The following is a 12,233-nucleotide window of genomic DNA, read 5'->3' as shown; positions in this document are numbered from 1 at the left end:
GCCCGCCCCCCGGGTCGACCCCGCCCCTCCTGGATGCGCCCAGCGTTCCCACGGGCCTTCGGGAGTGCGCCGGGTGCGGCGCGCCCGTGGCCCGGCCGGGCCACGACGAGCAGGACGAGAGCGTCGCCCTGGAAGGCAGCTGCGCGGGATGCGGCCACCGCTACTCGTTCACCGTCAAGCTGCGACCGGGCGAACGGGTCGGCCGCTACACCGTGCACGGCGTCATCGCGCACGGTGGGCTCGGCTGGGTGTATGCCGCGACCGACGACAACCTCGGCGGCGACGACGTGCAGGCCTGGGTGGTGCTCAAGGGCCTGCTCGACGCGGCGAACCCGGAGGCGCGTCGGATCGCCGAGGGAGAGCGGCGCATTCTGACCACGGTGTCCCATCCGGGCATCGTCAAGATCCTCGACTATGTCACCCACCATGGCGAGGACTACATCGTCATGGAGTACGTGCCGGGGGTGTCCCTGGCCGGCCTGGCCGAGGTCGGGGTGGCGGGACCGGACGGGCGGTCGGCTCCGCCGTCAGCCGCCGACATGATCCGCTACCTGCTGCGGGTGCTTCCGGCCCTCGGGCATCTGCATCGCCTCGGGCTGGTCTACTGCGACCTGAAACCGGAAAACGTGATGGTCACCGCCGAGGACGTCAAACTGATCGACCTCGGCGGGGCGCGCCGGCTCGACGACCGCGTGTCGGGATACCTGTCCACGCCCGGCTACCGGGCCCCCGAACTCGACGACGACGGGGAACGCCCGGCGGGCATCGCGCGCACCGCGCCCACGGTCACCACCGACATCTTCGCCGTCGCCCGGACCCTGGCCCGTCTCGTCCTCGGCCGGTTCCCGGGCTTCCTCGGCGCCTACCGGCACGCCCTGCCGCCGCGCCGGGCCCATGCCCCGTTGCGGGACTTCGAATCCCTGGACCGGCTCCTGCGCCGGGCCACCGCGACCGATCCCGACCAGCGCTTCCAGAGCACCACGGAGCTCGCCGACGAACTGGTGGGGGTGCTCTACGAGATCGTGGCCAGAACGGAGGGGCCGGTCCCCCCGTTGGCCAGCCGGTGGTTCGACGCCGTCGGGCACCCCACCGGGGAGGCGGGGCCCGCCGGGGCCCCCGCATGGTGGGAGGTCCTCCCCGATCTGCGGATCGACCAGGACGATCCATGGGCGCCCGGACTGACCGCCGGTTCGGACGAGGAACCAGCCTCCCTGGCCACCCGGCTGGCGGCGATCGTCCCGAGGACCACCGAGGTGCGGCTGTCCCTGGCCCGCGCCCAGATCCGGGCCGGGCAGCTCCATGAGGCGGCGGGCACCCTGGACGACGCGGCCGTGGAGCAGCCGCGGGAATGGCGGGTCGACTGGTACCGGGGCCTACATGCCCTCGTCGGACGACAACCGGCCGTGGCCGCCGCGGCGTTCGACCGGGTCTACTCCCGGGTCCCTGGGGAGCTCGCTCCGCGCCTCGCCCTCGCGACCGCACTCGCGGACGTGGCGACCACCGCGGACACCGCGCCTGAACGTGACGCGGCCCGGCACCGGGCCGCGGCCCTGTTCGACGTCGTCTCCACCATCGATCCGAGCACGACCAGCGCGGCGTTCGGGCTGGCCCGATGCCGGACCGATCCGACCGACAAGATCGACGCTTATCTACGGGTCCCTCCGTCGTCCGCCGCCTACACCGCGTCGCGGATCCGCATGATCGGGGTGCTCGTCGGCCTGGCCGCCCGACCAGACCGCGCGGCCTCGGGATCGGCGGCCCTGCATCGGGCGGCGACGATACTGGCCGATCCAAGGCTCGACCTGGGCGAACGACGCCGGGCCGAACTGCACCGTGACCTGTTCACCGCCGCCTTGGCCCTCGTCATGACCTACCCGGCCGCCTACCCGGCCGCGGATGCGCCCCGGCCACCGACCCTGCTCAGTCGGGTCATGGTGGAACGGGACCTCCGCTTCGGGCTGGCCGAGACCTACCGAGAGATGGCCCGGTTGGCCGGTGACCGGGCGAGCCGGGTCCGCCTCGTCGACCAGGCGAACCGCATCCGGCCCCGCACGCTGCTCTGACGGTGGCTTCCTTACCCAGTCAGCTTCCTTGCAGCCGTAACTTCCTTGCTCACAGGCACTGAGAGCTGCGGAGCTCGGCGATATCACCTCCGAAGGTATCCAGCGAACCCTGGCCACCAACCATCTCGCGCCGTACCTGCTGCTGCGCTCGCTGATCGGCCCCATGAGTGACCGGCCAGCGCGCTTCGTCGTGGTCGGCGGCTCACCGGCTCCCGCATCACGGTAAACGGCGCTCATCCGGGCATTATCAGCAAGACGGACTCGGCCGAGATTCCCGCGGCGCACTGCGGGTGTTCAGCGCGATGCTCGATCCGTTCAGGCCTGGCCCCGACGTCGGTACCGATACACCGGCATGGCTCGCGACCAGTCCCGAAATCAATGGTGTCAGCGGGCGTTTCTTCGTCCGGCACGAGACGGTCATAACCGCATCGCACACCACCGACGTCGCGCGCTGCCACCAGCTCTGGGACGCCAGCGCACGGCTTGTCGGTCTACCGTCCGAACTGTGACAACCATCGGGGCTCGGGTACCAGGGCTCGGGTGCCAGGGCTCGGGTGCGCGTCATTCATCATGAATCACCGGTTTCGATCTCGTGGCTCGCCCGGCCCGCCAGTTCACGGCCCGGTCAGGGACGGCCACCGTCGAGCAGCGGGGGGCGGCCGGGTACGCGTAGGCCCGGTCGCAGCCACTCCTCATACAGGCGGGACCAGGTTCCGTCGAGCATGATCTCGCGAAGCACGCCGTTGACGAACGCGACGAACTCGTCGTCTCCCGCCGTGTCCCCGGTGATCGGCATGGCGATACCGTAGGGCTCGTCGAGCCGGCCGCCGGCTTCGAGGTCCGCGCCGAAGGCGCTCGGCCCGAGCACCGTCGTGTAGGGGTCCTGGGCGGCCAGTCCGGCGAGGAGGACATCGTCGCCGACGATCGCGTCGACGTCACCGTGCTGGAGCGCGACCAGGCAGTCCGCGAGGCGGGCCCGGGTCACCGGTCGGGGTCCCGGCGCCGGCAGCTGCGCCAGCTTCTCGCTGGACGTGCTCCCCGCCGACGAGCAGACCGGCCGTCCGACGAGATCGGCGATACCGCGGAATCCGGCGTTCTCCCGAACCAGCAACCGCAGGGTCGACTCGTAGTACACGTCGGAGAACCGGACCTGCCGCTTGCGCTCGCAGGTGATGGTCATGGTGGCCACGAGCATGTCGACCATGCCGGAACGGAGCAGGTCCTCCCGCTCGGAGGTGGTGACGGCACGGAACTGGACATGATCGTCGACCCGCTCGGCGCCGAAGATGGCCGCGGCGACCGCGCGGGCTATGCCGACGTCGAACCCCTCCAGTCGCAGGGTACGCCAGTTCATCAACCCGGCCGGGGGCGCGTCGGTGGCGATGCCCACGCGCAGGTAGCCGCGGTCCCGCGCGATCGCGCGCATGCGGCTGCCCACCGGCATCCGGCCGGGGGGAGGCATCGGGGTGAGGGGTGGTCCGCTCGACCGGAGCGGTCTGCCATCTCGGCGACAGGTTCCATCCGGGTTGGCCGATCCCGCCGACGCCTGCGTGGGCTCGGCGTCCGGCACCGGTGATGGCGGCATCGGGGCGGCCTCCAGCGGAAGGGGGCTACGGGCGGTGCTGCAGCCCGTACCGCCCACGAGGACCATGCAGCCGACGAGGATCCCCCCGAGCACCGGGCCCACTGCCCCCGTCGGGATGGAAGGGTGCCGACGGGTGGTCCGCCCGGTCCGGCGCCCGGTCCGACCGGGCGGGCTCACAGGTACTCCCGGAGCCGGGGCCACATCCCCGCCGCGGCCGCGACGATCGCGGTGAGGACGAGTGCCGGGCCGGCCAGCTCGAGATCGCGCAACGCCGCGGCGGCCCGGCGGACATCTCCTTCGAACCTGCCCCGGGCCGCGTCGATCGTGACGTCGAGCTTGCCGAGGAAGCTGGTGAACGCCGTCGTGCCCGGCCCGAGGGTCCGGGTCACCGCCTGTCCGAACGTGTCGGAGGAACGCGGATCCCCGACGGAGGAGCCGGCGTCTCCCGGTCCTCGCGCGGCCGCGACGACCGAGTCCGGTGACGAGGCCAGCAGAGCCACCACCGAGGCCCGGATACGCAGCCAGGAGCGCAGATCGCTCTCGAGTCCCGCCGGTATCCCGGCTCCCCCGCGCGCGTCGAGGGCGACGACGAGCGAACCACGACGGGTGACCGGTTCGGGCGGTAGGCGGTCACCGGTCACGTCGAAGCCGAGGCCTCGGGTCACCCAGGCGAAGTGCTCGTCGAAACGGGTGCCGTTGCCGAGCGCTGTCAGCGAGAGGTTCTCATCGACCCGTGCCTCCAGAGCCAGGGTCTTCGATCGGGCGAGCAGGATCATCGGTCGATACCCGGAGTCCTGCGCGGTGTCAAGACGGGTCTGCTGGGTCCCGAAGGCGACCGCGGTCCAGGTGACCGTGGCCAGGATGCACCCGGTGCCGAGTAGCAGGCCCGGGTTGACCAGTCGGTTCGTGCGTCGGACCAGAAGCAGCTGGACGCCGACGAGCGCGATGATCGCGAGGGCGGCCGTGCTCACGATCGCCCATTCACCCCGTGAACCGGTGGCCTGCTGGTAGGCGGTGTCCACCGCGTCGGCGTACCGGGCGACGAGCACCTCGGTCGCCGGAAGGATCTCCGTGCGCATCATCGTCGAGGCGGCCCGCAGGTTGGCCTCGCCGACGGACAGCCCCGCCCGGTTGTTCGCCCGGGCCCGTTCGACCATCCCGTTGTAGACGGGAATGCCGCCAGCAAGCACGTCCAGGGGGCACGACGAGGCGATCCGCCCGGACGACGGCCGAGTCCCCGCGCCGTCGGGTCCGGGTGGCGGCGCCACGGGGTCGGACCAGGGCGGGTCCGCGGCGCACAGGGCCGGGTCGAGCCGGCGCAGGTCCAGGACGTCACGGGCGGCATCGGCGACACTCGCCTCGAACAGCCCACCGTTCTTGATCCGGTCATAGCGCTGCCGCAGCTCGGCGGCGGGCTCTCCCCTGCCGACGAGAAGCTCGACGGGCGCGAAGACCTCCGCCGCCGCGGCGGCATCCGCCTGGGAGAGGGCGGCCCGCAGCTCCTGAGCCGTGGCGAGCGCTCGGCCGTGCCGGCTCACCAGGCCGTCGGTCGCGTCCAGCCGATGAGTGACCACTCCGTGCAGCGTCAACCCGAACAGCGCGAGCGCGACCACGAGAAACGCCAGCAGCCCGACGAGCCGGACACCCGCGTCGCATCGCGCCGCGATGCCCAGCACGGCCCGCGCGAGCCGCGTGCCCCACCGCGCTCGCGGGCCGCCCGGGCCACCGGGCTCCCCACCGCCACGGCGACGACGCACGGTCGCTCGGCGACCGGCCGGGGAGGCTCCCCCACTCTGCGTGGGCGGCAGCGACGTTACAGCCGTCACGGCAACTAAGCGTACGCGCTTTACCCCGATCCGATTACTCTAAGCAACGACGAGGGGCTCGTATCGCCGGAACCGGCGGGAACATTCCTCGGCGCGCAGCAGGTCCAGCCAGCGAGCCTGCATAGCCGCCAGGCTGCCCGCCGCACCGATCCGGGCCGGGGTCTCGCAGCTCTCGTGGAACGCCGCGAGTCGGCGCGCGAGGTCACGCAACTGTGGATCAACTCACCCGCCCCGCTCGACCAGCGTCGTCAGTCGGCGCGCGACGGGCAGCCGACGCATGACGACCATATGATCGCGCAGGAGGCCGGCCTCGTCGCGGACGCCCGCGACGGCGAGGTACACGTCCGGCGCCAGCCGCCGGTTGAGGGCCGCCTCGGTCTGGCAGGCGTCTTCCCGTGCCTGTCGCCGTCGCAGGTCCACGGATCCGACCACGACGGGTTTGGGCATCTTCAGGACCCGCAGGGGTCCGGCGGCGGTGCCGTCAACAGTGCCCTGCCGGGACGGACCAGCCGATCCGCCGGATGTCACGCCCGGCTGGTCGTTCGGCCCTTACCGAGTGGGCCGAACGGTCATGCCGAGTATGCGGGCGGCGGCAATCACGACCCGCTGCCCTCCCCGGGCCGGCAGACCCGCCGGGATCAGGCCTCGCGGAGGGACTCCAGGAAGAGCAGGGCCCGCGCGGCGACGCTGCGACGCCCCGGACCCGTCAGCACGTCGTGGCCGCCCGGGACGACCACGAGCTCCGCCCGGGACGCGGTGCGCGTCGTCATCCGGATCAGGGGTAGCGGGCTGACCTCGTCCTGCGCACCGTGGATGAGCAGGATCGGGAGGTCGGGCAGGGCACGCGGCAACGGTTCCTCGATGGCCACCCCCGCGACGGGAACCTGCAGGAGCGGCAGGCCGACCAGGATCACACCGTCGGGACGTACCGCGGGGGAGGCGGCCATCGCCAGCGCCGCGAGGGCCCCTGTGTCGGAACCGAGGAGGACGAACGGGACGCCCGGCACCCGGTTCTCGGCCACCGCGGGCACCCGGCGGCCACCGTCGGGAACGACGGTCACCAGGTAGCCGTCCAGCGCGAGCCGATCGGCGAGAAGGTGGAACGGGCCGGCCTGCTCACCGCGCCCGAGCAGCACCGCGACCACGGCACGCACGTATTCCCCGGATGCCCCTCCGGAGGCGGGAGAGGCTGCCGGGAGCCGACGCGTCGACGGAACCGGGGTCGCGGCCGGGACGGCGGTGGACGCCGGAGAGACGATCGACGCCGGAGAGACGATGGGTGCGATGGGTGTCGCGGCCGGCCTGCCTGCGGTCGGCACGACGGAGTTGCCCCGCTGCGGACCGACGATGGTGCGGGCGCGGGACTGCCTGCCCGCCGCGGACGAGGTGGGCGAGGCCATCCGTGGATCATCGACGGACAACTGAGTGGTCGGCGACGGCATCGGCGCCAGATCTCCTTCGGACGAAACGGATCGTCGCGGCAGACGGGCCGGACGTGCCGCGTGCGCGGCGTCGAGGCGACATCAGTCGTTGATCTCGCCTCGGAGACTCGGGGAGGGCTTGAGGACTCGGGGAGGGCTTGAGGACTGGGAGAGGGCTTGAGGACTGGGAGAGGGAAGGTGTCCGGCCCGCCGATGATCGGTCCGACAGCCCGGCGACCAGAGGAACACGCGGCTGCCGCACGTCGCCTGCCGGCGAACGTCAGGAGCTCATCGGGCTGCGGAGGATGCCGGACCGCTGGCCGCCCGCGGCCGGGACGGATCGCTCGGCTCGGGGCCGCCGGCAGGCTCGGGGCCGCCGGCAGATCAGCGACAACGTCGCCAGGACGACGGCGACGGGAGGATCTCGGACTGGCGTCGATCGGGCCGGAGCACGTCCACGAACATGCATACTACCCTGCGTAGCGGGAAGGGAAGCCGTCAAGCCGTTCACGGTGTGTCGTACATCACTCCACGACACGCCGACCCGACGCTGACGTGACGTCGACCGAAAGGTGTTCGGTCGGCCGGACCGGCGGCAAGGTCAGCTGGGAAGCCGGCCGCGAAGCCGGTGACCGGACCTCGTGGCCCCCGCCCCGAAACACCGGAAAACGACGACAAGGGCACCGCCGGAGGCGCTGCCCTTGCCATGATCCGTACACATTTTTCGCGCACGTTTGATGATCAACTATCTCGGCTCTCCGAGCACGGTCCTGTGCGTCGGAGAACCAGCCCGCACGGTCAGGCCGCCGCCGCGCCCTTGGCCTTCACGAAACGGGCGGCCACGTCGGCCCAGTTGACGACGTTCCACAGGGCCGCCACGTAGTCGACCTTGACGTTCTTGTACTGCAGGTACCAGGCATGCTCCCAGGCGTCGAACACGAGCAGCGGGGTGTTGCCCACGCCGACGTTGCCCTGGTGGTCGTACACCTGCTCGATGAGCAGACGTTGCGCGGTGGCGTCGTAGGCCAGGACGCCCCACCCGGAGCCCTGCACCGTGGTGGTCACCGCGTTCAGTTGCGCCTTGAAGGCGTCGAAGGAACCGAAGTCGGCGGCGATGGCCTCACCGAGCGCACCGTCCGGCTTGTCCCCGCCGTCCGGCGAGAGGTTCTCCCAGTAGATCGAGTGGAGAATATGCCCGGAAAGGTTGAAGGCGAGCGTCTTCTCCAGGCCCACGATGGCACCGAAGTCGCCCTTGTCGCGCGCCTCGGCGATCTTCTCAAGAGTGTCGTTGGCACCCTTGACGTAGGTCGCGTGGTGCTTGTCGTGGTGCAGTTCGACTATCTGCCCGATAATGGACGGTTCCAGAGCACCGTAGTCGTAGTTCAGGTCCGGCAGCGTGTACGTCGCCACTAGCGCACGATCCTTTCCATTCATAAGGAATTCATCCGAGGAGTCCCCGCGTGGAGCTCTCGGAGGTCAGATGGGCGGTGCGGTGGAGCCGGCGGCCACCCGGGGCGGAGGAGGCGGACAGAACCTGGCGATGCTCATCGGCTCTCCCCTCCCCTCTCCCGCGGCACCGCCTCAACGGCACCCTGTGGACGGTCGGCTTCGCTGCTGCGATCCTCCGCGATCCTCCGCGCGATCCCCCCGACTGGACACTATCGCCAGTCGGATGGGTCCTGCATGGCGAGACCCGACACCATGACACTCAAAGGATCGGCCCACTCACATCGCCAACAACAGTGCGTAACGACGAAGAAACGAAAACGGGATTACTCCGCCATTCATCGCCACCATCCACTACCTTCCGCTACTCCTCATGGATCTGTTGGGCGAGGTAATGGGCCGCACCAAGCTGGGAGATCAGCTCCAGCTGGGCGTCGAGCCAGTCGATGTGCTCCTCCTCGGAGACGAGGATCCGCTCGAGGAGCACGGCCGATCCGACGTCGCCCCGCTCCCGGCAGAGCGCGACCCCCCGGCGCAGCAGGTCAACCGCCTCGAACTCCCCGGACCGGTCCACCTCGAGCTGCTCGGGCACCGTCTCCCCGATACGCAGCGTGTGCAGACGCTGCAAGTTCGGCAGACCGCCGAGATACAGCACCCGCTCGATGAGCTGATCCGCGTGCTTCATCTCGTCGATTGACTCGTGATAATAGTGCTCGGCGATCCGTCGATATCCCCAGTTACGTTGCATACGACTGTGCAGAAAATACTGGTTGACGGTCGTGAGCTCGTTCGTCAGCACGCTGTTCAGAAGTTCGATGATTTCCGCGTCACCACGCGTCACCATATAACCTCCACCTCCCGTCGGGCATCGCCGGCCGGACGTCGTTCGTCATCACACCGAGGGAGTGCCCCGTCCCGCGCCGCTTGATCGACCCGTCGTGGCGCCTCAACCAGCGGCGATGACCTGCGACGGTCCGCGCGAACCGACGGGCGGAACCTCCAGCGGACAGCACACCACACGGATACGGATTTCGCAGCGAACCTGAACCCGGACCCCTCACATCCGCATGAACGTAAGCGCAGGCAAGTTTTACTGTAGGATAGAAATCCCGCACAGAGGAAGCGTGCGGGCAGCGTGCGACGAACCGTCATAACCATGGCGTCATTCCCCCGCGGCGACTTCGCGCCGACCAGGCGAGCCCCTGCCGGCAGTCGGTTCAGTGCCGGTCGGTGCCGGTCCCGGCGGCCGGCGTCTCACCACATTGGACGACGACGAATCCCCCCCGACCGGAGTACTCGATCTGCGCGAGCTCCCCCGAGCTACGCCCCACGAGGTTGCCTATCTTGAACGAGGAGACCACCCGGGTACGCACGCCCGCCGTCCAGGCGACCGCGGCATCCCGGTCGACGCAGACCGGCTCGTCCGTCGACAACACCAGGGGAGTGCCCAGGCACAGCACGGCGACGCCGCCGCTGCCGGAAACCTCGGTGTTGAAGATCCCACCGGCGATCATGGCTCCGATGCCGCCGGACGTCGTGGTGACCTTGTAGCGGATGCCGGACTCCAGCGCGAGCAGGCTGCGGCCGTTGACCGTCAGGCTGTCGTTGTCGAGCGTGAAGACCGAGATGTGGCTCCCGGACTCGGCGAACCAGACGGTTCCGTGGCCGGCGACCCTCATCAGGTCCTGGCCCTCACCAGTCACCGCCCGCCGCAGGAATCCACCGGCTCCCTGGCCCTTGTAGGCGAAGTCGACGCGGCCGCGATAGGCCACCATGGATCCCTGCTTGGCGTACATCTCGCCGCCGTCGAGGCGTACCCGCAGCATGCGATCGCCCTCTTCCAGGGCGAACGGGGGGCCCGCGGCGGGGCCCCCCGCGAAGGTGGCGAGTGGCTGGCTCATGGCCTCCATTCAACGCCCATCCATACCCGTTCGGGCCACACCGGTAGGAATACCGACGGGAATAAGGCGGGTAGACCGGCAGCCGCCCGTCAGGACCGGCACCCGTCCGTCAGAGCAGCATCAGCAGCATCGCGCTGGCCATGACCAGCCGGGACGCGGGCGATGTCGCCGGCGGCGGGTGGGTCACCCAGCCCGGCCTGACCCTGCGGACCAGCGGGCCACCGACAGCAGCCACCACCGCCGCAGCGAAGATCACCGCGAACCAGTCGGTCAGATTCGTCAGACCGGTCGAATCATCGACCGGCCACCTGCCCGCCCGGGCCATGCACGCCATCGCCAACCCCTCGATGACGAGCATCGAGCAACAGGACCACCGCGACGGCTCGCAGGTCGGGTCCGTCAGGACAAGGAGGAAGAAGACGCCGGCCAGCGCCAGACAGGCGACGGCGAACACCACCGACGACGTCATCCAGCGTGGGCCGACGAACATGACGACCATTCCCGCGGCCACCACCGTGTGCCCGATCTCGACCGGTGGGTACACGGCCCTCCGCCGGGCTCGCGCAAGCGCGCCGGCAAGACGTCCGGCGTGGAACATCGCCAGCAACGCGCAGGCGGCCGCGGCAACGACGGCCACCGCCTGCGGTGGGGCCAGTGCGTGCGCCGCTGCCGGGTGGTGGTGTGTCACCGATCCGACGGTCCCCGCCGACCCCACCCGGTGACACCCCGATCCGCGGGCTCCCGTCCAGTTACGGCATGCCGCACGTCAGCTCACGCCCAGGGCGAGTTCGGCATCGACCAGGGCGGTGATGCTGCCGGCACGGGCCTCGTCGATGATGGCCTGGAGCTGTTCGACGCTCATCTGGATCCGCTGGCCGAAGTCGTCGGTCAGCACGATGCGCCGCTCCGCCGGAGCTTCGTGGTCGACGAAGAGCTCCGGGCAACCACAGTTGCATTTTCCACAGAAGGTCAAAATGTGACGCCCATGAGTAGATCCGGACATGTCGCCTCCCGGGGTAGCGGACCAATCAGGAATATCAGTCTAAGATCCTCTCAGGGAAACGTCTGCGCGTTTACCGGATTCCGGGGGCACGGACACGGGGCGCAGTCAGGGGGCCCGGTCAGGGCGCGCGGTCAGGGGCCGGGGGACCCCCGGCGGAGTCGTCCGGCAGCCCACCCACGCCACCGCCGGACGCACGGCCGCCGGACGCGCCACCGCCGGTCGTGCCAAAGGCCCCGGGCCCCATGTGGGGATACACGTGGTCGGCAGGCGGAGCGAGATTCTCCTTGATCACCCGTGGACTGACCCAGCGCAGCAGGTTCTGCGCGGAACCGGCCTTGTCGTTGGTACCGGAACGGCGAGCGCCGCCGAACGGCTGCCGGCCGACCACGGCCCCGGTCGGCTTGTCATTGACGTAGAAGTTGCCTGCCGCGAAGCGCAGCACGTGTTCGGCGCGGGCGATCGCCGAGCGGTCGGTCGCGACGACGGCACCGGTGAGCGCGTAGGACGAGGTCCGATCGATCAGTGTCAGCACGTCGTCCCAGGCACCTGGCCGGTTGTCGTCGTAGACGTGAACCGACAGAATCGGGCCGAACAGCTCGCGGGTGAACCACTCCCGCCCAGGATCGGTACCGAGCAGCACCGTCGGCCGGACGAACCAGCCGACAGCGTCGTCGCACTGTGCCCCGGCGAGAACGGTGACGGTCGAATCGCTGGCAGCGCGGGTGCACGCGGCGGCCAGGCGATCGTAGGCGCGCGCGTCAATGACCGCACCGGTGAAATGGTCGAAGTCGCTGACGTCCCCCACCGACAGTGCCTCGGTCGCGGCGGCGAGTTCGGCGTCCAGGCGCCGCCACAGGCTTGCGGGCAGGTACGCCCGGGAGGCCGCCGAGCATTTCTGGCCGCTGTACTCGAAGGCCCCCCGCAGCAGCGCGGTACGCAGCACGTCGACGTCGGCCGAGGGATGCGCCACCACAAAGTCCTTGCCACG

The 12,233-nt window shown here is 70.3% G+C and carries 13 protein-coding genes; 2 read left to right on the top strand and 11 right to left on the bottom strand.

Features of this window, described 5'->3' with window-relative positions:
* On the top strand, positions 1-2,063 hold a 2,063-nt coding region (locus AC08OO_RS19335; RefSeq protein WP_476618850.1), incomplete at its 5' end, for a serine/threonine-protein kinase.
* Positions 2,064-2,230: 167 nt separating this feature from the next.
* A complete protein-coding gene (locus AC08OO_RS19330) occupies positions 2,231-2,572 on the top strand; it encodes a hypothetical protein (RefSeq protein WP_476609992.1) in 342 nt (113 codons plus the stop codon).
* Between the two features lie 116 nt (positions 2,573-2,688).
* Here the strand turns inward: AC08OO_RS19330 and AC08OO_RS19325 are convergent, their stop codons facing one another.
* The 11 genes from AC08OO_RS19325 to AC08OO_RS19275 form a co-directional block, all read right to left on the bottom strand.
* Positions 2,689-3,489 carry a glutamate ABC transporter substrate-binding protein gene (locus AC08OO_RS19325; RefSeq protein ID WP_476607351.1) on the bottom strand — a complete coding sequence of 267 codons (801 nt, stop codon included), beginning with the start codon at positions 3,487-3,489 and terminating at the stop codon, positions 2,689-2,691.
* Between the two features lie 332 nt (positions 3,490-3,821).
* Positions 3,822-5,474: a hypothetical protein gene (locus AC08OO_RS19320; RefSeq protein ID WP_476609991.1), complete on the bottom strand. Its 1,653-nt coding sequence runs from the start codon at positions 5,472-5,474 to the stop codon at positions 3,822-3,824.
* Positions 5,475-5,513: 39 nt separating this feature from the next.
* Positions 5,514-5,684 carry a hypothetical protein gene (locus AC08OO_RS19315; RefSeq protein WP_476607353.1) on the bottom strand — a complete coding sequence of 57 codons (171 nt, stop codon included), beginning with the start codon at positions 5,682-5,684 and terminating at the stop codon, positions 5,514-5,516.
* A gap of 12 nt (positions 5,685-5,696) precedes the next feature.
* Positions 5,697-6,002: a hypothetical protein gene (locus AC08OO_RS19310; protein ID WP_476607354.1), complete on the bottom strand. Its 306-nt coding sequence runs from the start codon at positions 6,000-6,002 to the stop codon at positions 5,697-5,699.
* Between the two features lie 110 nt (positions 6,003-6,112).
* Entirely contained in the window at positions 6,113-6,874 is a 762-nt protein-coding gene (locus AC08OO_RS19305) for an alpha/beta hydrolase (RefSeq protein WP_476618849.1), read from the bottom strand.
* An 819-nt stretch (positions 6,875-7,693) separates the two neighbouring features.
* Positions 7,694-8,305, bottom strand: coding sequence for a superoxide dismutase (locus tag AC08OO_RS19300; protein WP_011437204.1), 612 nt, complete (start codon positions 8,303-8,305; stop codon positions 7,694-7,696).
* Positions 8,306-8,705: 400 nt separating this feature from the next.
* The gene (gene bfr, locus AC08OO_RS19295) at positions 8,706-9,185 is read right to left on the bottom strand and encodes a bacterioferritin (RefSeq protein WP_011437205.1); all 480 of its coding nucleotides are present in this window, start codon (positions 9,183-9,185) and stop codon (positions 8,706-8,708) included.
* 373 nt (positions 9,186-9,558) lie between these two features.
* Positions 9,559-10,251, bottom strand: coding sequence for an AIM24 family protein (locus AC08OO_RS19290; RefSeq protein ID WP_476609987.1), 693 nt, complete (start codon positions 10,249-10,251; stop codon positions 9,559-9,561).
* Positions 10,252-10,351: 100 nt separating this feature from the next.
* Positions 10,352-10,930, bottom strand: a complete 579-nt coding sequence (locus AC08OO_RS19285) for a DUF5134 domain-containing protein (RefSeq protein ID WP_476609986.1) — start codon at positions 10,928-10,930, stop codon at positions 10,352-10,354.
* A 78-nt stretch (positions 10,931-11,008) separates the two neighbouring features.
* The gene (locus tag AC08OO_RS19280) at positions 11,009-11,137 is read right to left on the bottom strand and encodes a hypothetical protein (RefSeq protein ID WP_255353868.1); all 129 of its coding nucleotides are present in this window, start codon (positions 11,135-11,137) and stop codon (positions 11,009-11,011) included.
* 226 nt (positions 11,138-11,363) lie between these two features.
* The coding region (locus tag AC08OO_RS19275; RefSeq protein ID WP_476618848.1) for an aldehyde dehydrogenase family protein at positions 11,364-12,233 on the bottom strand (870 nt) is incomplete at its 5' end.

The organism is Frankia sp. CeCAU1 (assembly GCF_977971845.1).
Note: the sequence above shows the minus strand (reverse complement) of the source record. Positions and strands in the feature narration are given on the sequence as shown.

Bases quoted from the DNA above. Each gene is read 5' to 3' on its own strand.
- AC08OO_RS19325 (WP_476607351.1), bottom strand. From the start codon at position 3,489: ATGCGCGCGATCGCGCGGGACCGCGGCTACCTGCGCGTGGGCATCGCC.
- AC08OO_RS19305 (WP_476618849.1), bottom strand. From the start codon at position 6,874: ATGGCCTCGCCCACCTCGTCCGCGGCGGGCAGGCAGTCCCGCGCCCGC.
- bfr (WP_011437205.1), bottom strand. From the start codon at position 9,185: ATGGTGACGCGTGGTGACGCGGAAATCATCGAACTTCTGAACAGCGTG.
- AC08OO_RS19290 (WP_476609987.1), bottom strand. From the start codon at position 10,251: ATGGAGGCCATGAGCCAGCCACTCGCCACCTTCGCGGGGGGCCCCGCC.